The sequence below is a fragment of the Francisella adeliensis genome, from assembly GCF_003290445.1.
In the GTDB taxonomy this organism is placed as follows: Bacteria; Pseudomonadota; Gammaproteobacteria; order Francisellales; family Francisellaceae; genus Francisella; species Francisella adeliensis.
The window spans coordinates 1,994,720-2,019,690 of record NZ_CP021781.1 but is presented as its reverse complement, the minus strand read 5'-3'; the positions used below and the strand labels follow the sequence as shown (position 1 = coordinate 2,019,690).

The window sequence follows — 24,971 nt, the reverse complement described above, 5'->3', positions numbered from 1 at the left end:
GACTCTAGTTTTAACTTCTTTTTTATACGCCAACAGTTTAGGTTATAATTAGTACATAAATCTCCAGTCGAGAATACTTATGTCTATAAAATCATTATTTAACAATCAGGGCTTAAATCAATATATTGATGACAAATCAGTCAATCTAAATCCTATTGCTTTGGAGCTTTTTGAAAAAGCTAAGAAAGAAGAATATTCTGAGATGCTTAGCTCTCCAAATCAACTGCAATTATTAAACATTTTTATAAAAATGATTGGTGCCAAAAATATTTTAGAAATTGGCACTTTTCGTGGATTTGGTACTTTAGTTATGGCTCAAGCACTTCCTGTTGATGGTGGAGTAGAAGCTTGCGATATAAGTCACGAATATATCGAGCCATATAAGTGTTTTTGGCAAAAAGCTGGTGTAGCTGATAAGATTAATCTCAATATAGCTCCTGCATTGGAAACACTAAGGAAGTTTATCTCTCAAAAGAGAGCTTTTGATTTTGTGTATATAGACGCTGATAAGGGAAATTATCTTAACTATTATAAAAGTAGCCTACAGTTATTAAATACAGGTGGCATAATAGCTATCGATAATGTTTTATGGTCAGGTAAGGTTGCAGATATTCATCAAAATGATGAGCAAACACAGGCTATACGAGAGTTAAATAATTTTATTAAAAATGATAAAAGAGTAGAAAATTGTATTATATCTATAGGTGATGGGATAAACCTCGTTAGAAAACTATAAAACTAAGAGGTAGAAAGCGTCTTATATTATACTTGTTATAGTTTGTTATAAGCTTTGATAGCTTTATCAAGAAGTTCCATAGCTCTTTTTAAAGAATTTTCCTCTAGGATATAAGCTATACGAATTTCATCTTTACCAAGACCTTTTGTAGCATAAAAATCAGCTGCCGGTGAAACCATTACAGTTTCACCATTATCTTCAAAGTCAGTAAGTAACCACAGTGCAAATTTTTCAGCATTATCTATAGGTAGTTTAGCAACCACATAAAAAGCACCTGTTGGCTTCTCACAAACAACATCTTCCATTTTTGAAAGTGCTGCAAAAGTTATATCACGACGGTTCTGGTACTCTTCATTTACTTCTTTTAAGTACTTTTCACTTACGCCATATAATGCTGCTGCGCCAACTTGTTCAAGAGTTGCTACACATAGTCTTGTTTGGCAAAGCTTATTAACTTCAGCTATGAACTCTTTATTTTTAGAGCAAAGTGAACCAACCCTAGCACCACAAGCACTATAGCGTTTTGAAACTGAATCTACAATTATTACTCTATCTTCAACACTTTTGATATTACCAAAAGAAGTACAAGTAAGACCATCATATGTAAACTCACGATAAACTTCATCACTGATTATAAAAAGATCTTTTTCTAGTGCTACTTCTGCTAAAATCTCAAGCTCTTCTTTAGAGTATACAACGCCTGTAGGGTTACCAGGGTTAGAGATCATGATAGCTCGAGTTTTGGGAGTTACACAAGCTAGTATTTCTTCTTTACTTGGCAGGTGAAAACCATCTTCTGCTTTTGTTGTGATTGGTTTGATAGCTACATCAACAGCTGTTGTAAAGCCATTATAATTTGTATAAAAAGGTTCTGGAACTAGAATCTCTTCACCAGCATTACAAAGAGCAATTGCTGCAAAGATAAGTGCTTCTGAGCCACCATTTGTAATTAATATCTCATCTTCCTTGTAGTCAATATCAAACCTTTTGTAGTATTCTGAAATTGCTTTTATAAGATTTATGTCACCACTTGAAACAGCGTACTCAATAGTTTCTTTATCAAAAGCACGGATAGCATCCATAAACTCATTAGGAGTTTTAATGTCTGGTTGTCCGATATTTAAGTGATAAACCTTTTTACCTGCTTTTTCAGCAGCAATTGAATAAGGTACTAGTTTACGAACTGGAGAGGCTTGCATCGCCTTTACTCTTTTTGAAAGTTGCATTTTTATATCCTTTGGTTTCAAAATTACCTTGAAAGTATAATATATTTTAACCACTCATAAAATATATTTTTTGCATAGTAATTATAGTTAAGAATATAGCTCGAATAAAGTGAGATCTACTATAAGTAATTCGAGGGCTTATGAAGGCTGATTTGCTTTTATATTTGTTCAGAGTTTTTTCTAGGGTTCTGATAGAGCAACATTACAGCAGATATAGTAGCTAATGAGGATCTTGTATTTGGAGAAGTTGTTTTGTTAAACCAAATATTGCCACCATTTATAACTTCAACAGCACCCATAGGACTATTATTTATAGAAAATATGTAGCCAGTCGGAGTACCCATTGTAATAGATGTTGAGGCAAACTTTTCTGTTCCCGATACATTAATTTGCATACCATTATTTGTCATAACACCTTGTAGTGAAGAGTTGATACTAGGTTGAGACATGAAAAGTTTTGCAGTTTTATTATGATTTTGCATGATACAAATCAACTGTTGGTTGGATGAAGATTCAAAAGATAGGCTTCCACCAAAAAAATTTTCAATCTTAAGTTGATTCCAAGATGCACCTGAAATACATTCTACATTCCATAATAGCTGATCATTTTTGTTAATTGAAAAATTATACTTCTGTTCTGTGTTTGAAGAACTATCTCCTAGTATTGATAAGTCATGCTTTTTAGTCCAGCCTCGATTAATATCAGTGACATAATACTGACCAAAATTTAATTTATTACTAAAGGCTGAAAATGCAAACCCTTCGACAGGTATTTTATCTGAGTTATTTGTTAAATTAACAGGCATAGCCATATGAGCAGCACAACTACTCAATACAATACTCATAAACAAAAGAGCAATAGCCTTTAAAGTCCTACAATAAGGTTTGATAAATAAGTTATTCAATTTCGTTTTTAATATATGGATTGATTAAGACCGAAAATTATACAGACAAATATCATCACTACAAGGGTTTATCAAGTAATTTTAAATGGCTTTTGTATATCTACTTAAGCATGATATATTTACCTATAGAAAAAAGCATATTTTGGTCTCAATGTTATTACATTTATCTATTAAGAATTTCGCTATTATAAAATCAAGTGAAATCGATTTTAAAAGTGCAATGACTGTACTTACCGGTGAAACAGGTGCAGGTAAATCAATACTTCTTGATGCTCTTAGCTTTGTGCTAGGGGCAAGGCTTGAGAAGTCATTTTTACATGAGGATGATATTACAGAGGTATCGGCTACATTTTGTATAAAAGATAATCATCGCGCTAAAGAATTACTTGATGAATTGTTTATAGATTATGATAACGAGTGTATATTTCGTAGAGTTGTAAACAAATCTAAGCAAAGTAGATTATTTATAAATGGAAGTGTAGCCAGAGCAAGCGATATACAAAAAATTTCAGATAGGCTTATAAACATCTATAGCCAACACTCTCATCAAGATTTATTAAATCCAAAATCTCAACTAAACTTGTTAGATACTTTTGCAAGTAATGATGGTTTAGTAACGAAAGTTTCAAACAACTTTTGTGAGCTACAAAAAATAACAGCACAGATAAGAAACTTAGAAGAACTAGTAGAAAGCCAAAATAGTCAAAAAGAGCTTTTAGAGTATAAGCTTGATGAACTTGTAGCATTAGAGCTAGATGAAAATGAGTTTGAAGAGCTATCAGGCAAACAAAAGAGTCTTTCAAGTGTAGATGAGGTTAGCTATAGCTTAAATTACATCAGTAATGCACTTTATGATAATGATGAAAATATCATTTCAATGCTGACTCAACTTGAAAAAGAAACATCAAAACTTATAGAAGATAAATCTTTTGAAACTCTTGCGGATCTAATAACACAAACAAAAGTTTATGCTCAAGAAGGTTATGATGAGGCTCAAAATAAGCTAGGATCTTTAGAGCAAGACCCAGAAGAGTTGGCACAAGTGGAAACCAGGATGGGACAAATATACGATCTTGCACGTAAGCACAAAGTTGAGCCTAGTTATTTGTATGGTTATATTGCAGAGCTTCAAGCAGAGTTAGAAAGTTTCTCACAAGAAAATGATAGCTTAAATGCTCTGAAAGATAGAGAGCAACAGCTTTTACAAGAATACCTAACACAAGCTACAAAGCTTACGCAAGCACGCCAAAAAGCAGCTAAGGATTTTTCAAAGCAGGTTGAGAAAAATATCAGATCACTAAATATACCAAAAGGTAGTTTTGTTGCACAGATTTTGCCATTAGATAGTAAAACAGCTAAAGGTGTTGATAAATGCGAGTTTATGATTAACTTTAATTTGGGTGAACAACTAGCACCTGTTAAAAAAGTTGCATCAGGCGGAGAGCTTAGTCGTATAGGGTTGTCCATACAAGCAGTATCAGCTGAGAAAAGATCATATCCTACACTAGTTTTTGATGAGGTGGATGTTGGTATATCTGGAGGTACAGCTGAAATTGTCGGTAAACTACTAAAAACGTTGTCACAAAAGCTACAAATACTTTGTATCACTCACCAAGCACAAGTTGCTGCACAGGCTGATTGTCATTTACATGTATCTAAAAAATACCTCAAAGATACTACAGAGTCAAAGATTATTGAATTAGATCAAGATCAACGAATCCAAGAGATTGCTAAAATTGTTGGAGGGATAGATATTTCTGAAAATACCTTAAAGCATGCTAGAGAGCTTTTAGGGGTTTTAGAATAATTTATCTTTTAGAGTTAGGTTTTTATAGATCTTTCAAAAACATGATCAATTTCTTTTAGATAAGTCTTTTTGATACCTTCAAAATCCATTTCTGGAACGCTTAGGTCGATACCATGCTCAGACTTCATAATAGCTTGTAGCTTTTGTGAGAATGATTCGCCAGCTTTAAGCTCAAATGCTACTTGCTGTACGATTTTGTAGCAATCTTCACGCATAAACTCAGTGTTTGCAATCAAGAAGTGTAGGTAGAAGCTTGATAGGTATGCACTTGTACCCTTTACTCTATCTTCGATAATATCTTTTTGTACTACAAGATTATCGATAGTATTTCTCATTCTACGCAAAGTATAAACCATGATACCGAAGTTATCAGGAAGGTAGAATCGTTCTGCAGATGAGTGAGAAATATCTCTTTCATGCCAAAGTACACAGTTTTCTAATGCAATAGATACATGAGAGCGAAGCATTCTAGCCATACCTGTTAGGTTCTCTGTAGAGATTGGGTTTTTCTTATGTGGCATAGTAGAAGAGCCTTTTTGACCCTTAGAGAAGCCTTCATAAACTTCAAATACATCACTTCTATGTAGATGTCTTATCTCAACTGCTAATCTCTCAATCGCAGCAGCTATAAGTCCATGAATAGATACTAGCTTAGCGATTCTATCTCTAGGGATAACTTGAGTTGAAACTTCTTCTACTGGTAAGCCTAGTATATCAGCAGCTTTTTTCTCATCTTCAGTTGTAAGTATGCAATAGTTACCAACTGCACCTGAGAACTGAATAGTAAGACCATCTTTTTGGAAGTCTTTTAAGTCTTTCAAACGACGCTTAAACTCGACAAAAGCACCCAAGAATTTCTGACCGAAACTCATAGGCTCTGCAAACATACCGTGGCTTCTACCCATTGTGATGATCTCTTTTGTCTCTTGAGCTTTTGCAAGTAGTGAATCACAAAGAGCTTCTAAATCTTTTACTACAAAGTCTAAAGACTCACGGATTTGTAAGCTAAGAGCAGAATCAATAATATCTGATGAAGTCACACCAAAGTGGAAAAACTTACCTGTCTCAGCTGTAAATTGCTCGGCGATAGAAGTACAAAATGCAATAATGTCATGCTTTGTAACTTTCTCAATTTCATCAACTCTATCTGGACGAATTTCAGCTTTTGCACGAATCTCAGCAGCTGTACCTTTTGGCACCATTTTATCTTCAAGTGCTTCTAAAATTGCTAACTCAACTTCTAGCATCTTTGTATATTTATTTTCATCATCCCAAATTTTTGAGATCTCTGCTACATCGTATCTTTTTATCATCGTTTTATCCTTGTTATTAAAACACTAATGGTAGACACAAAATAAAGGTGTATCGACACCGATCTTTGTGAAAAATTTGATTTAAAAATTGAATATAGTTTAATTTTCTCAAATAGGGAGGTATTGTCAATATATAACTAGTTCAAAAGCTATTGAAATGACAAGATATATCACAAGGTTAAAGTTCATTTATCATTCAATATATGTTAGAGTCACAAATATAACAACTTCTTTAAGGGTAACAATGAGAAAGACCTTGATCATTTTAGCAACTGCTTTAACAATTATATCTGTAGGTTATAGTTCTGACCTAAATGGTAAGGATTATATTTCAACTGACACAGGTACAGTCTACAAGTATAAAACTATAGATGAAAATGGTAAGCTTAAGTTTTTTATTAGTACAACAATCAAGAGTTGTAATGAAGATAAGAGTTTGTGTCACTATGTTAGTGAGCTTAAAGATTCATCAAATACTAAAGTTTCAGGTACAAAATATGATTACGCTTACGAGATAAGAGAAGATGGTTCTATTTATACTGTATCTCCTGGATCAGAAGTGGAAACTAAACTATTTCCAGCAAAGATAAAGTTTGGTGAGGTTGAAAAGCATCATCAAAATATAGAAGATAGAGATGTTACAGATACATCAGAGTTTAAAAAGCAAATCCCAGAAATCAATGTTGATGGTAAAATTTATAAAGATTGTGTTGAGCTTGATGTTAATTCAACTATCAAGTTTAAAGATCAGGTTATAAAAACTGAAAGTGAAGAATTTTATTGTAAAGGTATTGGCTTAGTTAAAGAAAAGCTAAAAGAAACTCACAACTCTGACAAACCAATGATTTATACAAATATTTTGACATCTGTAAAAACTAAATAATTATTTTTAAAGATATTTTACATGATTTAGCCCGTATAAGAATTATTCGTTAGGCTCAAGAGAAAAATAAGGTTTAAGTAACTTTAGAGCATTAAAACTGAGGTTGTACAAAAGGAATAACTTGCTTTTTGCGACTTAGAACACCATCTAACCACACTTGATTATTTTCTAGTTTTTTATCAAAAGCTGCTTCTATTTTGCTTGGGTCATCACTTACACAAAGAAGTTGAGAACCTTCTTTCATGACATCTGTCAGAAGAACTAACATTGTATGAAGACCTTCTTCTTCTTTCATAGCAACCATATCTGCATAGATTTCATCTTTTCTATCATCTAGAGTAGAGATATCTATCATCTCAAGCTGATTTACTCCAACCTTATGGCCATTCATCATAAACGGCTTGTAGTCTTTAGTATTTAGTTGTCTAGCTGTTGCACCTACTGTCGCAGATTTCACAATAAACATTTCCATAGCTAGCTCTTGAGGGTTTGCTATACCAGCTATCTTAGCTAGCTCTTTTACAGCCTTTTTATCGATTTCTGTACAAGTTGGTGATTTAAACATTACTGTATCACTTAAAATAGCCAGCATCATCATACCAGCGATATTTTTAGGGATAGCTACACCTAAAGCATCATAAACTTCTTTTACGATAGTGTTAGAACAACCAATAGGTCTAATCCAGCATTCAAGTGGAGTAGATGTCATCATATCTCCAAGTTTGTGGTGGTCAATAATACCAACAATAGTTGCTTCATCTATATCATCTTGAAAATGTGCCTTATCTGTTGAGTCAACAACATATACTTTTTCACCTGCTACAGATGTTTTAAGCTCAGGTAATTTACCATCAAACTTATCTAATATAAATTTTGTTTCATTAGATATCTCACCTAGTCTTACAGGAACATACTCCTCTTTCTCAACTTGGTTTTTTAGGTAAGCTATAGATATAGCACCCACGATTGAATCACTATCTGGATTTTTGTGTCCGAAAACATATACTGACATAAATTAAAGCCTTTTTTTATTTTTTAAAAATTGTACTATATTTCTTTAAATATTTACAAACTTACTTTTGAAAACATTTTTCTAACAGTTCTTTCATCTTATCTGTGCCTAGCTCATTCATAAGCTTGATATTTCGCTCTGGGATATTGTCAGGGTCTGGGTAGTTTGTCACTGCTTTTTCAAGACTTGCTTCTCGTATAAGGTGTAGCATCTGATATGGTGAACGATTTGTATAGTTTTCAGCATCATCAAAATCTGTACCACCGAACTGATAATCAGGGTGAAAGCTAGCTATTTGATAAACCCCATCTAGTTTCATCTCTACAAGAAGACTATCTGTCAGCTCTAAGAAATCATTATAATTATAAAAATCATGTAGAATATTTGGGTGAATAAGTAGCGTAGTTTCAATATCTGTATTTGCATTAAGTAGCTCTAACTCCATCTTTAAATCCATAAGTAGCTGATCTTGTGCCGTAACTTCCGAAACTGTGTATCGCACTCTATCTTTTACTATTTCACGCTTTGCAAAGGGGCAAAGATTCATACCTACTACAATTTTCTCTACCCAGTTTTTAGTGGGTGTAATAATATTTTGATTACTCATATAATTTATTGAGGTGATACTGTTTCATAAAATTGGTTAATTAATAAAAAAGTATACTATTGAAGGTATTTATTTACTATCGACAAGTTTTGAAAAGTTGGTAGTTTCAGTTTTAAAGATTAAAAAATAATGTTTATAATGAATGTTCGAATAAATTAACTAGATTTGATATGGAATATTTCACACAATTAAATTCGAATGATATAGATAACGCAAAATATGCGATTTTGCCTGGAGACCCAAAACGAGCGAGAGATTTAGCTTTTTGTATTGATGAAAATGCTATCAAACTTAAAGAGAACCGTCAGCACGCTAGCTATCTAGCGTATGTAGATAAAACACCAATACTTGTGGTAAGTACAGGAATGGGTTGTCCTGCAATACATGCTGTAACGATAGAACTTAACCGTTTAGGATTAAAAAACCTCATTCGCATAGGGACATGTGGTGCTATAAAACAAAGTATAAATTTGGGAGATATTGTATTTACTAAGGCAGCTGTGAAGCTTGATGGTATTTCAAAACAGTACTTAGATGTCGCTTATCCAGCTGTTGCATCCCATAGTCTTACTCAATCATTTGTAGCTGCTGCAAAAGAATATAATGTTCCACACCATGTAGGAATTACTGCTTCATCAGATACATTTTGGCCAGGCCAAGAGCGAGTTGATAATTTTTCAGGCTATTTATTGCGAAACTTACAGGGATCTATGCAAGAATGGCGCGCCTTGAATGTTTCTAACTTTGAAATGGAAGCGTCAGCATTACTTTCTGCGGCTCATATATTAGAGATGAAAGCTATTTGTTTTTGTGGTGTATTAGCCAAACGAGTAGATAGCGAAGAGATTTCAACAGATGCTAAAGCAATAGCTAAAAAGAATTGGGAAACTATATTAAAACCTGGTTTGTTGAATGATATAAAAAAACGAGAAAATCAGATTGGAGGAATAGTAAAATGAATATAGATAATCAGACAAAGCTATACCATATAGGGTTTTCTCGTGAAGATATAGAGTATGCAACACTTGCAATACTTACAGATGATAGTGATTATACTAAAGATTTAGCACTTGCTTTAGACTCTAAAGCAAGGTTGGTTTGTATCAATCGTGAGTATCATAGCTACATAATTCATGTAAACGAAACACCTGTACTCATTGTATCTACTGGTTTTGGTGGTCCTGCGATGGGGATTGGGTTAGAAGAGCTTTCTATGCTTGGGCTAACAAGTTTTATAAGGCTAGGAGAAACAGGAGCTGTACGCGAATACTTACAAGTTGGAGATTTTGTTATTGCTAAGGGAGCATTACGCCAAGAAGGAACCTCTCAACATTATGCTCCGATTAACTATCCTGCTAGTGCTGACTTTAGTTTCGTTGAATTTGCAGAACAAGCAATGATTTGTTCTAAACTTAGATACAGAATTGGCGTAGTAGCAAGTACGGATATACTTTGGCCAAAGCAAACAGCTAGTGATTTATTTGACAAATGTAGTATAGATTATCAGTATAAATTATTAAAAAGTTGGCGAGATTACCGTATACTTTCAGCAGATAACACTACAGCAACTTTGCTAACTATAGCTAGTGTTTTTAATCTTCAAGCTATAAGTATACTAGATGTTATAGATAGAATAGATACACCTGAATATGAGCTTTCGAATATAAAACGCGATGATGCTATTCGTATTGAAAAATGGTGTGAATTTTTACCTAATCTTATGGAATCTATTTTAGAAAAGTAGAATTTTTATTAATAACTTCTATTAATAATTATTTGATTAATAATTTCTCCAGCCTTGTTACTAAATATTTAGTAGCTTCTAGGCTCTTTATATTATAAATAAGTTGCTGCAAATTGGTTTAGTATACAAAATAATTAGGCTATTATTTTCATTTCAAATACTAAACAATTTAGCAGGTTTACATCATGAATGAAAGATACAAAATTAATACAGGGCTAGCAGAAATGCTCAAGGGAGGCGTGATTATGGATGTGGTTACACCTGAACATGCTATTATCGCTGAAAAGGCTGGAGCTGTTGCTGTTATGGCTCTTGAGAGAGTTCCCGCTGATATCCGAAAAGATGCTGGTGTTGCAAGAATGTCGGATCCTAAAATGATTAAAGAAATAATAAACAGTGTATCGATCCCCGTTATGGCTAAAGTTAGAATAGGTCACTTTGTTGAGGCTCAAATCTTAGAGTCATTAGGCGTTGATTTTATTGATGAAAGTGAGGTGCTTACTCCTGCTGATAATATTCACATTGATAAACACGACTTCAAAGTACCTTTTGTTTGTGGTTGTAGTAATTTAGGTGAAGCATTACGCAGAATAGCAGAAGGTGCTTCATTGATTAGAACTAAGGGTGAAGCAGGTACTGGTGATGTGTCTCAGGCAGTAATACAAATGAGATGCATAAATAATCAAATGCGTGCTGTAATGTCTGCAGATAAAATGGAGCTAGCTAATATAGCAAAAGACTTACAAGCTCCATTACATCTTATTCAGTATGTTCATGAGCATGGTAAGTTACCGGTACCTAATTTCTCTGCAGGAGGTATCGCGACTCCAGCAGATGCTGCTTTAATGATGCAGTTAGGTGCCGAGTCAGTATTTGTTGGGTCTGGAATATTTAAATCAACTAACCCAGAAAAAAGAGCCTCAGCAATAGTTAAAGCAACGACTAACTATGATAACCCTAATATCTTAGCTGAGATATCTGAAGATATAGGTATAGCTATGACAGGAATAAACTGTGATTCACTTACTGAAATTGAAAACTTCTCAAATAGGGGTAACTAGTTGAATATAGGTGTTTTAGCATTACAAGGAGCTTATGTAGCACATAGCAATAAACTAAAAGAACTTGGTTTTGATAGTTGTTTATTAAAAACAAAACAAGATTTAGAAAAATGTGATGTGATATTTTTACCGGGTGGAGAAAGTACAACTATGCTTTATCTACTAAAGGAATTAGATCTCATAGATATGCTCAAAACTAAACTTAAAACTATCCCAGTTTTTGCAACTTGCGCCGGTCTGATATTACTCAAAGAGCTAAATATTCTTGATATTGAAATAACAAGAAATGGTTATGGTCCTCAATTGATGAGTGGTATATATCCTTTAGATGTTAATTTAAGAGGATCATCGTTTTTAACAGAGGCTTTTTTTATTAGAGCTCCTATAATTACAGGTTTAAGAGATGGTTCTATAGAGGTGAGATCTAGTTATAAAAATAGCCCAGTGCTTATAGAGAAAGACAATATTCTAGCAATGAGTTTTCACCCAGAACTAAGTGATTGTAATCAAATATATAAATATTTCTTTGAAAAAAACATGTAACCATAATCCTAGTATAGATTAATTATTCCACTTACTAAATTATAAAATACTTGCTAAATAATACTTTGACAAAGTTTATTAAAGCAATTATGCTGTTAGTAGATGAATATAGATTCATTAGTTTATCTTTAAGGTAAACACGTGTTGATTTGTTAACTCAGCTTGCGGACACGATAAATAATCTGCTAAAAGGTTAAATACATAAATTTACCTACTTTTCAGATTTTCTCCCAAGCTAAAGAAATTTATAAATAGGAGAAATTTATGAATAAATATTCTTTAGAAACTTTAGCCTTACATCAATCCATACCTGCTCAAAGTGGTTCGGTGCAAATACCAATTCATCAAACTTCAAGCTATGTCTTTGAAAGTACAGAACAGGCTGCAGACCTTTTTGCATTGAAAGAGTTTGGTAATATATACTCTCGGCTTACTAATCCAACTGTGGATGCTTATGCTTCGAGACTTGCTAAACTTCATAATGCAGCTGGCGCTTTTGCTTGTTCTTCAGGACATGCTGCTCAACTTTTGATATTTTTGAATTTACTACAAAGTGGAGATCATATTGTAGCATCTAAGTATCTATATGGTGGCTCTATAACGCAACTCACTCATACCTTCCCTAGGCAGTTTAGTTGGCAATCTACATTAGTTGATATAAATGATTTTAATGAAGTTAAGAATGCTATAAAGCAAAATACAAAGGCTATTTTTATAGAAACTCAATCTAACCCTAGTGGAGTAATTGCTGATATTCAAGCACTAGCAGATATAGCTCACTCAGCAGGTATTCCGTTAATAGTTGATAATACTGTTGCGACACCTTATTTACTAAACCCTATAGATTACGGAGCAGATATAGTATCTTATTCCTTGACCAAATATTTGGGAGGTAATGGTTCTATAGTTGGTGGGGCTGTTGTTGATTCTGGGAAATTTAATTGGTCACAAAATGAGAAGTTTCCTTTACTATCTAAGCCGGATAGTTCCTATAATAACATTAGTTTTTATGATAGTTTTAAAGAGCTTGCTTTTACTGTTAGAGGAATTGCTGTTGGATTAAGAGATATTGGTGCAACACTTAGTCCTCATACAGCCTTTTTAGCTTTACAAGGTTTAGAAACCTTAGGAGCAAGGTTGGATAAACATGTAGCGAATGCTATAGTCGTTGCTGAGTACTTAGCTAAGCATCCTAAAGTGGAAAAAGTTAATTATTCAGGTTTAAAAAACTCTCCGTACCATGATTTGGCTAAGCAATATCTGCCTAGAGGTTTACCAGGACTCTTCACTATAGAGTTGAAAGATGGTTTTGATGCTGGAAAAAATCTTGTAGAAAAAACGCAACTTTTTATCCATTGTGCCAATATAGGGGATGCTAGAAGTTTAATCATACACCCTGCATCAACTACACACTCTCAGTTAAGTGATCTAGAAAAAGCACAAGCAGGCATAACTAATAGTTTAGTAAGACTTTCTATAGGCCTAGAAAAAGTTGAAGATTTAATCTTAGATTTAGAGCAGGCATTAAGCTGAAGGGAGGAGGTATGGAAATAAATAGAGATTACTCAAAAAATTCTTCTGTACTAATTAATGATAAATCTGGAATAGATAAACATACTCTAAGAATAGCAGTATTAAACCTTATGCCAACAGTACAAGAGACGGAGTATCAATGGCAAGATCTCTTATCCCAGAATAAAAACAGCTCTGTAGAAGTTGTCTTTTTTAACTCATTAATTAGGCCTAGTTCTAAGGTCGATAAAAGGTATATAGATCAAAATTATTCTAACTGGGAAAAGTATGATTTTAATGAACTTGATGGAATAGTTATAACTGGAGCACCAGTTGAACTGCTCGATTTCAATGAAGTCGATTTTTATCCGGAAGTATGCAAAATTATTGCCAAAAGCATAGAGTATAATCTCCATCTAATGCTTATATGTTGGGCGGCTCAAGCTGCTTTACACTATTTGTATGCGGTAGATAAGTGTTGTTTAGATAAGAAATTATTTGGTGTTTATGAGCATAAAATAATAGATAACAAACACCCTTTGTTTAAAAACTTCAACAAAACGGAAATGAAAGCATGTATATCAAGACAAACAAAAGTAAACTCAATCGAAGCTCTTAAATATACTGATAGAATTTTATCATCAGAAATTGATGGGTTAGACTGCTTAGTAGATAAAAATAATTCCAATATTATCTATATGTTTAATCACCTTGAATATACAGAGAAAACATTAGAAGCTGAGTTTGTAAGAGACTTGAGTTATAAAAAAACCAACCCTCCATATAATTATTATCAGAGTAAAAATAATTATGTAAACATCAAATACTCTTGGAAAGATGATAGAGTTAATTTTTATTCTAACTGGATAGATACGCTAATTTAGTTAGTTGATTTCTCTAACTCATCAACCATATAACCAGCTTCTTCTAGCTGTTGTTCAAAAACTTTCTTAGCATCATTTAGACCACTATTATAAAAATGTGGCCCTATTTCTTTTGCAAAAAACTCCATAAGAAATTCAGCTTCAAAACCGCCGATTTTTTGGTTTAGTTCTGTAGTGAAATAGGTCTTTATCTTAGCTACGATTTGATCGGTTTGTTGTTTTGTGAGGTTTATTTTGGTCATGGATCTTTAGTCAAATTTATTGGTTTGTTAAGGGCAATTGTTCACTTACTATTTCTGACTTAATTTCTTTAATTTGTCTCTTATCAGTTTTATTTCTAATTATTTCATTTAAAGGTGAGTGGCTAGGATACAGAACTTTTGCACACGGCACATCTAGTGCAGCAGGTTCGAGATGTGAATCTTGATCATCAAAGAAAATGTGTGGTTTAAATGCTTTTAAAAAACGACTTTTTTGGAGTCCTCCAAGAAAAAATGCTTGATCCATATATACATTCCATGCTCTAAGCGTTTTTATAACTCTCATCTCAGCCGGACTATTTCGTGCTGTCATTATAGCTAACTTAACAGGTGAATACTCTACACACCCAGGTAATCGTTCTTGAATTTTTGATAGTTTTTTTAATAAATTTGCATACGGTTCTTCAGGAAGAGGGATGTTTTGATTTTCGTCTTCATTTGACCAAAACTCTTTCAAGCCTTTAGTTTGGTTAATTATTTCACTCGTTTCATTAAATAAAACAGCATCGGCATCAAATGCAAAACGAACCTGCTTATCATCGAGAGGTTTTACACACTTTGGTGGTGCTTTTACTAATGCTGAAGCACAAACTTTACTATCAATTACATCTTGAGCATCTTCTTCATTTGTAGTCAAAAATAAATCAACATAAAAAGCATCAAGATAAATTGAACTTTTTTCACCAGCTATAAAAGCAGAGCGAGTTATAGGTAGGTTTCTTCTACGAATTTCTTTTAAAACTCTAAATCCAGTTTCTGGACTATTTCTTGAAATAATTACAACCTCTACAATTGGATTATCTCCATCATTTAAATTCTCATTTAAATTCAACAATGCTTTTACAAGTGGCATTCCAGTACCGTCTTCAAGTTCATCATCCTCCTTTTCAAGCATATGTTTTCGATACTCATCTATCGCAGATTCAGGATCTGATTTTGATTTTTCATCAAAAATTTTAGTAGATTCTGAAAGATTAAATAGTGCTGTTGCTGATATGGCCACAACTAATGTTTTATTTAACTCTATAGGCATAAACACTCCTCAACCATTGAATATTATAATAATGCATTACTTTGCCCCAATCTTCATACTCTCAACAAACCTGCTCAACTCATCAAGCATAGTCTGCTCATCACTCAAATTATTCTCAATAATCTTCACAGTTGCCGAACCAGATATAGCACCACTTGCACCTGCTTTTATAGCTTCTGTGACTTGCTCTGGAGTAGATATACCAAACCCTAAAATTGGCTTAGGAGCATTGTACTCTTTGAGTTTAGCTAGTACAGTTTCTACTGGTAAGTTTGCTGCAGTTTCAGCGCCTGTCACACCAACTCTTGAGAGAAGATAAGTGTAACCACTACCAAGCTTTGAGATTGACTGTAAAAGCTCATCAGTAGCATCAGGTGGAGCTATGAATATCTGTTGTATCCCGGTCTTCTCAGCTACTTCTAAGAAGTCTTTTGACTCATGGACTGGTACATCTGCAATTAGGATAGAATCAACACCTGCATCTTTACATTTTGTATAAAAATTCTCAATACCATTAGCATAAACAAGGTTTGCATACAGCAACAAGCCTATTGGTGTATTCGGGTACTTAGCTCTAATCTCACGCAATATATCAAAACAATCATCCGGTGTCATACCACTATCTAATGCACGAATATTCGCAGCTTGAATAGTAGGACCATCAGCTAGAGGGTCAGAAAATGGGATACCAAGCTCTAACGCATCAGCTCCGGCTTGTACAAGTGTATCTATGATTTTTAGAGATGTTTGTTTATTAGGGTCGCCAATAGTTACAAATGGTACAAAAGCACCTTCATTTTTAGCTTCTAATCTATCAAAAAGGTTTGTATATCTATCCATTATATTTCTCCTTTTTGCTTTAGTACATCGTGAACTGTAAATATATCTTTATCTCCTCGACCAGATAAATTTACTACTAAAACCTGTTCTTTTTGTGGATTTTCATTAGCCAATTTGACAGCATAAGCTAACGCATGAGCTGATTCTAACGCTGGGATAATCCCTTCTTTTCTGCATAGTAGCTTAAAAGCATCGAGTGCTTCATCATCTGTAGCAGATACATATTCTGCACGACCAATAGACTGTAAATGAGCGTGTTGTGGCCCAACTGATGGAAAATCCAAACCTGCAGATATAGAGTATGATTCTTCTATCTGACCGTGAGTATCTTGCATAAGGGGAGCTTTCATCCCAAAAAATATACCTGTCCTACCGTGTCTTAATGGAGCTCCATGCTCGGTAGTATCAATACCCTTACCAGCAGGCTCTACACCTATTAGTTTGACATCTTTTTCATCAATAAAATCAGCAAACATCCCAATAGCGTTTGAACCACCACCAACACAAGCAATCACAGCATCAGGTAGCTTACCTTCTTTTGCTAATATTTGCTTTTTAGTTTCTTCACCTATCATCTTTTGAAATTCTCTAACGATAGTTGGGAATGGATGAGGTCCAGCAGCTGTACCAAGCAAGTAATGAGCTTTAGCATAGTTAGCTGACCAGTCTCTAAGAGCTTCATTACAAGCATCCTTAAGAGTAGCTGAGCCACTATGTACAGGGATAACTTCTGCACCCATAAGCTTCATTCTAAATACATTGGGGTTTTGTCGCTCGACATCTTTTGCACCCATGTAAACTTTACATTTAAGATCAAGCAAAGCACAAGCTAAAGCTGTAGCTACACCATGCTGACCAGCACCTGTTTCTGCGATGATTTCTTTTTTCCCCATTCGTTTTGCAAGTAGAGCTTGGCCAAGTACTTGATTAGTCTTGTGAGCACCACCGTGCAATAGATCTTCACGTTTTAAGTAGAGTTTTGTTTTAGTTTCTTTAACTAAATTTCGAGTAAGTGTAAGAGCTGTTGGACGACCAGCGTACTCTGTTAGAAGCTCAGAAAACTCTCTTTTAAAAGATTCATCTTGTTGAGCTTTGATAAACTCTTCTTCAAGCTGGTTTAGAGCAGGTACAAGGATTTGCGGCACAAATTGGCCACCGTATTCGCCAAAGTAAGCATTTAATTTAGACATTGAAACTTCTTTAAATATTGTTTGTTTATATTATCGCTAATATTGAGTTGAAAATATACAACAAAATTGTGATGCTAAAGACAATTTATATTTTCTAACAGGACTATATGTATACATTCATATTTAGAGTGACTGTATTCATATGCTTATGATCATATAGTTCTTGGTATACATATTCTGGACCAACAAGGACATTGTTATCAAAGTAAGCGCGTTGTGATGATAGTATAAACTGTTGCTTTACGCCGGTGGTAGATCTTCCTAGAGAAAGAGGGGATGCAGATATAGGCATTGGTATATTAGAAGCATTATAAGATTGGCCATAAGAAGTACCAAAGTTTGTCTTCCTTCCTTTAAGTACGAAGGAGTAATTGGTTGCAGCGTACCATCCTCCAGCTAAGACATTAGAGCCAGTATCGTCGAAATCTTTCTTATTTGTAGTAGATGCCCAGCCAGCTCCTATATTTAGAAAACCACCGCCAACTGTATATGTAAGATTAGTGTTTATATCTAAACTACCGATAGTATCTCCACTTTTTGATTGTGATTTAAGGAACTTGTTTAGAGATGAATTACCAGCCTCAGCAAGGTTGTAGACATAGCCAGTGTTAAAGCCGACAGCTAGATTCTCACTCCATTTTTCTGCATAAAATAATCCGGCTGAAAAGTTTAACCTATTGTCATCACTACCAAATACAGCAATGTTTGTGTTTAAAACATCATTTTTATAGTTGAATGAGACGTTGGTGACATTCCCTGCAGCAAGAAATTTAGTCATACCACCCGTCCATGTTCCACCACCACCAAACGCTCCAATAGATAGTTTATTTTTACCAACTGTAAAGAAAAATGGAGAAGTATCTAAGTTTCCTATAATTACTAAAGCATTTCCGAGAGAGAAGTTATTTAATTCAGTTGTACTAAAATCAAACTGAGCTGTTACATAGTGTCCTAAATTAGATACAAAATACAGGTTTGCAGCTGTAAGGTAGATGTTTTGACCATTTCCAGGTAAAGTTGTTGTACCATTTGTTATACCGTTACTTCCAGACCATGCTTGAGTATTTGCCCCAATTCTGGCACCAAACACTATAGAATGATTATCAAACTTATATCGTTGACCAATAAGGGTTGATGCAAAAAGATTGCTTGAAATCATTCCTATTGGGATTCGGTTATTTCCGGAGAATGCTCCTAGGAATGTTATCTCTCCCATAGTTGTAATAGCAGGGATGTTAGCAACATCTACACCTCTATTTTTATTGAATAAACCACTTTTACCTAGATTGATAATTGAATTATCTGTGTTAACATTTGTTAATATGTCAAAAGCTGTGTTTCTGTGAGCATCAGATATTAGATTTGAACTATCTATTCTTGATTTATATGTTGAAAATGTTAAAGAATTTTTAGCTTTTTCATCGTCATGTTGTAGCTTATTTATTTCGGATTGGATATCTTTTATTTTTATTTCTAGCGCTTTTATAGTTTTTAAATTATCAAAATCATTTAAATTTTTATTGGGAGATTGTTGCTCAATAGAAAATCCTACAGAAGGGAGTAATAGCTGTACTAAGACACCCAAGGATAATGCTTTAAGCTTATTAGACATAGATATTATTGAGGGAAGAAATTATTATTTGTGGATAATACATTTAATGATAATGATTATCAATACTATTTGTTGCGAAAATACTTATTTATTTCTTTTTATATAAAATAACCACATTCCAAAGGATATAATACTCAAAATAGTTATTAGTAATGAGATTGGGTATAGAGATGTTATTGCTAAATGGCTCGTTATAAAACTACTTAGTGAAGATAACAAAAACTCTAGAGATAGTGCAAAAGCCATTGCTGTGCCGATCATTTTTGGGAATGGTGAGACTACACCTACAGCAGCAGTTGTCATAATAAACCCTGTTCCAAGAAAATAAACAAACATTGCAGATATTGTTAGGTATGGCCCATCAACTTTAAGCATAGTTGTAGCTAATAAAAATACAGCTGCTAATACTAAAATTACTACACCTACACCTGTTAGATTAGAAATTCCTTTTCTGACAACATAGCGACCACATATAACAGCACCTAACAGATGAGCTACTAAGAGACTGGACATCATTATTCCAAAAGTTTTTGTTGGTATACCGTAGGTTTTAATCATCAAAAATGCAGCACTTGTATTGAATGCTGTTTCACCAGCGACCATTAAGCCCGTACACATTAAGTAGCCGAAGAAAACGGGGTGCCTGAATACGGTAGAATAATCTCTTAAAATCCCTTTGAAAGACAATTTTTTTCGAAAATCAGCTTTTTGCGTTTCAGGTAAGTATTTAAACATTATCAAGAAAATAAAACTGCTGTAAATACACATTACTATAAAAGCAAAATGCCAGTTTTTAAAAGTTGCTATAACTCCACCTAGAGTTGGTAAGAAAGCAATAATTATCGCAGCTAAGGCAAATAGATAACCAAAAACATTTGCAGCCTTGTCATTAGGGTAAGAATCATTGATAATTATTCGCCCCATGAGTATCGTAGCACTTACCCCAAGACCTTGGATAAAGCGGAAAAATATCAGCCATGTTATGTCACTAGCAAATATACAACAAAAACTACTTATAATATAAAGTAGAAGCCCTATTAACATAAATTTGCGTCGACCATAGACCTCTGATAAAGGGCCGTAGATTATCATTCCTAAAGCTTTTCCTGCTAAGAAAAAAGCAATAACATACTGTGTAAGCCTTACAGATGTATCTAAATCTTTTGTCATAATCGGAAGTAGAGGTAGTAAAAAATGTACTCCCATATTGCCAAGAAACCATGTCGATAGAACCAGTAAAGGGATATGTCTTATATTTTTATTATCTAAATTCATTTTCTAACCTATTTTTAATGTGTTTGTTTTGCTCTGAGTATTTCGTATTGATTATCTTTTTTTACTAAAATTACACTAGGTTTTAAGTGTATGAACTCATTATTTCTTGAAATGTTGTAAGCTCCTAAGCCATCAACTAAAACATGATCGCCATACTCAAGATGTGGTAAATAAGTTTCAGATAATAAATCATGTTGCATGCAACTAGGTCCTAGTAGTAGAGTTTTTTTATTAGGCAAATCAGTTGGTTTAGTATGGTATACAGGGTGCCTATAAACAGATGTTGTTGGAGCTATATGTATACCAGCATTTGTTATTAGTGTTTGATATTTATTATTTTGTTCTCTTACTCCTACAACTGAAGTAATTAATGCAGTAGAGTAGTCAACTAAGCTTCTGCCTAGTTCAAAGATTAGCTTTGTTTTATTGTTTGTTTTTGCTAGGTATTCTTTAAGTGGATTAATTACAGTGCTTGCATAAATCTCAAGATCAAAAGGGTGGTAAGGTTCTATTTGAGTATCATCTAATCTAGGGCTTATACCAGCTAATCCTCCGCCAAAATCTATCCAATCTAATGTTTGGTTATATTTGACAAGAATAGTTTCAGCTAGTTTTGCAATATTTTGAGACATTGCTTCAAAGCGAGATAGATCGCGAATATTTGTACCAATATGACAATGTATGCCAGAGAAGTTTAATTCAGGAATGTTTTTTATTTTATCAATGGTTTTGAGTATCTCATTATCATGACTCTGCGTATTTGTCAGAGGAAAACCAAATCGTGACCAGTTTTTAGTAGTTGTGTTATCACATATTCTTATACCAATATTTACCTTAGTTTTGAGTTTTTTGGCAATTTCAGCAATACGTAATATCTCGCCAAAATGATCACAGTTGATAATACTGTTTGATAATATAGCTTTTGTTAGCGACTCATCTGTCTTATACGGTCCATTGAAAATAATATTGCTATTATTGAGATTTAGTTTTTCTATAAGCTCAAATTCATCACTAGATACCACTTCTGGAACAAAACCATTTTTGCAAAATATATTGATGATACCTGGTAGTGACTGAGTCTTTACAGAATACGCGGCGATACTATTTTGATAGTGGTTTGTAATTGTTTTTTTAAATAATTTAGCCCTATCTAAAAGAGCTTTTTCACTAACTATAAAACATGGAGATCCATATAAATGAGTTATTTCTTCTATTTTGTTTTTAGAAAGATCTTTAAAGATACTATTTGAAGTTTCTAGTTTAGACACTGGCTAATTTCCTTATTATTTAAATTCAATTTTTGTTGGTCAAAAAGATAAAATAAACATGCGTACATAATTACTAAGAGTAGATAAATAAACGAAGTTAGATAAAATACAGTCTGCATATTACATAGTTGAAATATCATTCCACCCAAGAAAATACCGGATAAATTTCCAAATTTAGAGAAGGTGTTACAGTACCCAATTAAGTGTCCAAAACCAGCATCTTTAGCACGACAAGCTAGGCTAAATAGACAAGGTAGTGTCCCTGCAAAAGAGGCTCCTAATATAAGGCGTGCAATGATTATAAGATAAATGTTGTGGGTAGTGGCATGTATGCTTATTGCGATAGCTGCTAGCATAAATAAAGTTATAAAATAACCGCTAGCAAAGAAGTATTGCTTATCAATTTTTTTAAGTAGTTTGTCAAACATAAGTCCTAACGGAGCAGATATTAGAAGCAAACTAAAAGCAGGTGCAGCGTATATAGCACCAATAACTATGGGACTTGAATTGAAGAAATTTTCTGCATAAACAGCAAAGAAAGATTGAGGTAAAAATTTCGCTGTTTGAGCTAGAAATATACTTAGAAAAATAACAGAAAAATAAAAATAAGCAGAAGTATTTCTCTTTGATTGTTTTGAATGTATGTTTTTATGTTTTTTTGGTTCAAAGTGAGAGTTTACTTTTTTTAATTTCAAGCATAGCACTGTAAATGTTAGAGTTGCTGCAAGAGCACTGATTAGAAAGATTGTGTTATAACTGAAAATGCTAGCAAAAACCCCACCAATTAATGGACCTATTGCTATACCTATAGCTGTAGATGATTGTAACCATGCTAAGACTCTACTTCTATATTCTTTTGAAACTAATACCACAGCATAACTTTGCGAGGCGAGTAAAAAACCAGCTATTGCACCTTGGATGAAGCGTAGAGTTATAAAAATCACAACGCTATCTGTAAGGTATATTAATAATTGAATAATAGCTAAAGCACCAGCAGCTCTTAGAATCATAGTTTTATAGCCGAATCTATCGCCGTATTTGCCCCAAAAAGGAGAAGAGATTATCGCTGATATAAGAGGTAGTGCGTATGCTAGGATGCTCCAAGTGTTCGCTGAAAGCAGACCAAAGTTACTAAGTGAATGTAAGTATATTGGTAGGAAAGGGTTGCTCATTTCCATTGCAGCTATTACAACAAGCTGACAGCAGCATAGCAATATAATCTGAGTTTTTACTGTATTACACATAGCTAGTTTTTAGAGGATTTTCTAAGTTAACATATATATCTCCCTGCATATCATCTTTGTCGCAGTCAAGCCTGTCATTCAAACGCATTCTTGTCAAAGCTTTCATAGACCAAGGTTTTTCAAGTATTTCAGAGAACTCTTTGTTATATTTTTTAACACTCATTCTGTCTTTTAAAGCTATAAAACGATCTTCAATTTCTTGCCTTACGATAAGCCAAAAATCTTCTTCATTTATTTTGTAATGAGAGCTTAGCTGAAGTATTAGCTCACCAAGGTTGCTCTGTAAGCAAGCATGTATTAATTTTCTTCTTGTTATAGACTGAGAGTCTGTGAATGTCAGTGAGAAAGTGTCTTTTGGAAGCTCTATGCCGGCAGCTTTTATACTTGGAGTATGAAGTCGCATCCCTCCTAAATCTCTAATCATAAGCTTTTTAGGAAAATTGTTTTCAAAAACAACTAGAGTATTTTGTTGATGAGCTTCTAAAGCAATACCGTATAGAAGATATAAATCTAGGCATGTAGTTAGCGTTATTTTTGCATAAGCTCTAAAGTATTCTAAAATTTCTATAGAGCTTTTATAGTCTATTAAATCCAAAATATCGCATATTAGAGGTTGGCTATTTGGAGTTTTCACAAATAAGCTTGCTAGAGGAGAAGCAATTTCGTTAGTATTTAGATATTTTTCAGGGTTTTCCCTAAATATTGCTGAAAGTTGTCTGATGTCATCCTTTCTGCAAGCTTTTTCAGTATGTATGCCCACAGTATCAGCAAGTATGTTCATGCTTTTAGCTATTTGAGGCTCTTTGTCTAATATATCTAAAAGAATTCTACTTACTCGAGGGCCTGTTTTAACAGATTCAGGAGAGACAGTTCTCATAACACTTGTTGCGTGAATAGCTACTGGCAGCTTTATATGAGGTTCAATTAAGCCATCTTTGCTGGAAGTAGGAAGCATAGTTCTAAAAGACATACTTGGCTTTGTAGTATATTTACAGTTATCTATGATTAGTAATTGTTGGCAATTCATTAGACACTTGTGTTTTTCTGGTAGGATATGCGCAGCTTGCCATGGGTGAATTGGGATCATTAAATAGTCATCACTATCTAAGCTTTTTTTAGCTAACTCATCACACCAAATACTATGCTGATTAGGATAATTATTTATAACCCACTCTTGGTAAGTTGTTTCTAAACTATCCATGATTTCTGTATGGGCAATATTTTTATGTATAGCACCAAAAATTATACCTACCTCAGCCTGAAATTCTGGGGAGTATTGTATATTTTCAAATTTACTGAGACCTAGCCTTGTTTTTGATCCTGGATGATAGATGTGACCAACAGCTCCCCATTGTTCTAAAAATGAAATTTGTTCATTTTTATTAAGAGAATTGGAAATCCAATGCCATAGATTGTCATGATCTGATGAAACAATATTGTTAGCTAATTGTTTTTGCCAAAAGTTTCGGTATACATACATAGACAATTCATTTTCGTAGGAATTCTTGAGTTCTAACTCAAACTGTTCCCAGTCAGTTTTACTTATTTGAGGGTTATTAGTCTTTGTCCAATTAAGTAATTCTTGAAGGGAATCAATCTCTCGAGTATTTTTAGAGTCGTTATCGATAATGTAGATATCCTTTGTAAATAGAACCCTATTAAGACTGAAAGAAGAGGCTATTCTGGTTTGAAGTATACTTTTACTTTCTTGGCTATAAAAAAATAAATTATCGTCAGTTATTTTAATCTCTCCTAGAAGTCCTTCTCTATAAAAGCTTAAAATTACCCTAGTAAATTGTTTATTTGCTGTATACTTTTTAAGTTTTTCTAAACCTAGACCTATCTCTCTTATTGTTAAGCCAATTAAATCTAAAGAATCTATATCTATTGGTGCATTTGTATTATGAAATTGCTCGCGTTGCATTTGTTCTATCTCTTTATGATAATGATACCGATTATCATTATCATAAATATGAAATGGAAAAGCAACTTTTTTTTGCACTTTTTTTAAATATC

The 24,971-nt window shown here is 33.6% G+C and carries 23 protein-coding genes and 1 riboswitch; of the genes, 9 read left to right on the top strand and 14 right to left on the bottom strand.

Annotation, left to right across the window (positions count from 1 at the left end; genetic code table 11):
• The first annotated feature begins 79 nt into the window (after positions 1-79).
• Positions 80-736: a class I SAM-dependent methyltransferase gene (locus CDH04_RS09605; protein ID WP_112870806.1), complete on the top strand. Its 657-nt coding sequence runs from the start codon at positions 80-82 to the stop codon at positions 734-736.
• Between the two features lie 35 nt (positions 737-771).
• Here the strand turns inward: CDH04_RS09605 and CDH04_RS09600 are convergent, their stop codons facing one another.
• Both CDH04_RS09600 and CDH04_RS09595 read right to left on the bottom strand, forming a co-directional pair.
• Complete coding sequence (locus tag CDH04_RS09600) at positions 772-1,962, bottom strand: pyridoxal phosphate-dependent aminotransferase (RefSeq protein ID WP_112870805.1); 1,191 nt, start codon at positions 1,960-1,962, stop codon at positions 772-774.
• Positions 1,963-2,120: 158 nt separating this feature from the next.
• On the bottom strand, positions 2,121-2,807 hold the full coding sequence (locus CDH04_RS09595) for a hypothetical protein (RefSeq protein WP_112870804.1): 687 nt from the start codon (positions 2,805-2,807) through the stop codon (positions 2,121-2,123).
• Positions 2,808-3,018: 211 nt separating this feature from the next.
• On the opposite strand from CDH04_RS09595, the gene recN reads away from it, so the two are divergent.
• Positions 3,019-4,674, top strand: coding sequence for a DNA repair protein RecN (recN, locus tag CDH04_RS09590; RefSeq protein WP_112870949.1), 1,656 nt, complete (start codon positions 3,019-3,021; stop codon positions 4,672-4,674).
• Between the two features lie 14 nt (positions 4,675-4,688).
• On the opposite strand, the gene purB is transcribed toward recN, so the two are convergent.
• Complete coding sequence (purB, locus tag CDH04_RS09585) at positions 4,689-5,987, bottom strand: adenylosuccinate lyase (RefSeq protein WP_112870803.1); 1,299 nt, start codon at positions 5,985-5,987, stop codon at positions 4,689-4,691.
• 244 nt (positions 5,988-6,231) lie between these two features.
• Here purB and CDH04_RS09580 point away from each other — a divergent pair, with 244 nt between their 5' ends.
• A complete protein-coding gene (locus CDH04_RS09580) occupies positions 6,232-6,870 on the top strand; it encodes a hypothetical protein (RefSeq protein WP_112870802.1) in 639 nt (212 codons plus the stop codon).
• Positions 6,871-6,961: 91 nt separating this feature from the next.
• Here the strand turns inward: CDH04_RS09580 and CDH04_RS09575 are convergent, their stop codons facing one another.
• Both CDH04_RS09575 and CDH04_RS09570 read right to left on the bottom strand, forming a co-directional pair.
• A complete protein-coding gene (locus tag CDH04_RS09575; RefSeq protein ID WP_112870801.1) occupies positions 6,962-7,882 on the bottom strand; it encodes a manganese-dependent inorganic pyrophosphatase in 921 nt (306 codons plus the stop codon).
• Between the two features lie 61 nt (positions 7,883-7,943).
• The gene (locus CDH04_RS09570) at positions 7,944-8,489 is read right to left on the bottom strand and encodes a DUF1415 domain-containing protein (protein WP_112870800.1); all 546 of its coding nucleotides are present in this window, start codon (positions 8,487-8,489) and stop codon (positions 7,944-7,946) included.
• Positions 8,490-8,659: 170 nt separating this feature from the next.
• Between CDH04_RS09570 and CDH04_RS09565 the strand changes: the two genes are divergently transcribed.
• From CDH04_RS09565 to CDH04_RS09540, 6 genes are all read left to right on the top strand, one after another.
• Positions 8,660-9,448, top strand: coding sequence for a nucleoside phosphorylase (locus CDH04_RS09565; protein ID WP_112870799.1), 789 nt, complete (start codon positions 8,660-8,662; stop codon positions 9,446-9,448).
• A complete protein-coding gene (locus CDH04_RS09560) occupies positions 9,445-10,233 on the top strand; it encodes a phosphorylase family protein (protein ID WP_112870798.1) in 789 nt (262 codons plus the stop codon). The genes CDH04_RS09565 and CDH04_RS09560 overlap by 4 nt, the downstream gene beginning before the upstream one ends.
• 185 nt (positions 10,234-10,418) lie before the next feature.
• Positions 10,419-11,294 (top strand): pyridoxal 5'-phosphate synthase lyase subunit PdxS, encoded by an 876-nt coding sequence (gene pdxS / locus CDH04_RS09555; protein WP_112870797.1) that lies wholly within the window; start codon positions 10,419-10,421, stop codon positions 11,292-11,294.
• The gene (gene pdxT, locus CDH04_RS09550) at positions 11,295-11,837 is read left to right on the top strand and encodes a pyridoxal 5'-phosphate synthase glutaminase subunit PdxT (RefSeq protein WP_112870796.1); all 543 of its coding nucleotides are present in this window, start codon (positions 11,295-11,297) and stop codon (positions 11,835-11,837) included. It begins immediately after the preceding gene.
• Positions 11,838-11,968: 131 nt separating this feature from the next.
• A riboswitch (SAM riboswitch) is annotated at positions 11,969-12,046 on the top strand.
• Positions 12,047-12,101: 55 nt separating this feature from the next.
• Positions 12,102-13,370: an O-acetylhomoserine aminocarboxypropyltransferase/cysteine synthase family protein gene (locus CDH04_RS09545; RefSeq protein ID WP_112870795.1), complete on the top strand. Its 1,269-nt coding sequence runs from the start codon at positions 12,102-12,104 to the stop codon at positions 13,368-13,370.
• Between the two features lie 11 nt (positions 13,371-13,381).
• Positions 13,382-14,233, top strand: a complete 852-nt coding sequence (locus tag CDH04_RS09540; protein WP_112870794.1) for a homoserine O-acetyltransferase/O-succinyltransferase family protein — start codon at positions 13,382-13,384, stop codon at positions 14,231-14,233.
• On the opposite strand, the gene CDH04_RS09535 is transcribed toward CDH04_RS09540, so the two are convergent.
• The 9 genes from CDH04_RS09535 to fslA all read right to left on the bottom strand — a co-directional run bounded on the left by CDH04_RS09535 (position 14,230) and on the right by fslA (position 24,879).
• A complete protein-coding gene (locus CDH04_RS09535; protein ID WP_112870793.1) occupies positions 14,230-14,475 on the bottom strand; it encodes a DUF2164 domain-containing protein in 246 nt (81 codons plus the stop codon). The two genes, CDH04_RS09540 and CDH04_RS09535, sit on opposite strands and share 4 nt — an antisense overlap.
• A 16-nt stretch (positions 14,476-14,491) precedes the next feature.
• Complete coding sequence (locus CDH04_RS09530) at positions 14,492-15,526, bottom strand: 5'-nucleotidase (RefSeq protein ID WP_112870792.1); 1,035 nt, start codon at positions 15,524-15,526, stop codon at positions 14,492-14,494.
• Between the two features lie 36 nt (positions 15,527-15,562).
• Positions 15,563-16,369, bottom strand: a complete 807-nt coding sequence (trpA, locus tag CDH04_RS09525; protein ID WP_112870791.1) for a tryptophan synthase subunit alpha — start codon at positions 16,367-16,369, stop codon at positions 15,563-15,565.
• Entirely contained in the window at positions 16,366-17,556 is a 1,191-nt protein-coding gene (gene trpB / locus CDH04_RS09520; RefSeq protein WP_112870790.1) for a tryptophan synthase subunit beta, read from the bottom strand. Before trpB ends, trpA begins: the two co-directional genes overlap by 4 nt.
• Before the next feature lie 103 nt (positions 17,557-17,659).
• Positions 17,660-19,168 (bottom strand): rhizoferrin import outer membrane protein FslE, encoded by a 1,509-nt coding sequence (gene fslE / locus CDH04_RS09515; protein WP_112870789.1) that lies wholly within the window; start codon positions 19,166-19,168, stop codon positions 17,660-17,662.
• Between the two features lie 84 nt (positions 19,169-19,252).
• Positions 19,253-20,443, bottom strand: coding sequence for a rhizoferrin import MFS transporter FslD (gene fslD, locus CDH04_RS09510; RefSeq protein ID WP_112870788.1), 1,191 nt, complete (start codon positions 20,441-20,443; stop codon positions 19,253-19,255).
• Positions 20,444-20,457: 14 nt separating this feature from the next.
• Positions 20,458-21,711 carry a rhizoferrin biosystnesis N-citrylornithine decarboxylase FslC gene (fslC, locus tag CDH04_RS09505; protein WP_112870787.1) on the bottom strand — a complete coding sequence of 418 codons (1,254 nt, stop codon included), beginning with the start codon at positions 21,709-21,711 and terminating at the stop codon, positions 20,458-20,460.
• A complete protein-coding gene (fslB, locus tag CDH04_RS09500; protein ID WP_112870786.1) occupies positions 21,699-22,955 on the bottom strand; it encodes a rhizoferrin export MFS transporter FslB in 1,257 nt (418 codons plus the stop codon). Before fslB ends, fslC begins: the two co-directional genes overlap by 13 nt.
• Entirely contained in the window at positions 22,948-24,879 is a 1,932-nt protein-coding gene (gene fslA / locus CDH04_RS09495) for a rhizoferrin biosynthesis protein FslA (protein ID WP_112870948.1), read from the bottom strand. Before fslA ends, fslB begins: the two co-directional genes overlap by 8 nt.
• Positions 24,880-24,971: the final 92 nt, after the last annotated feature.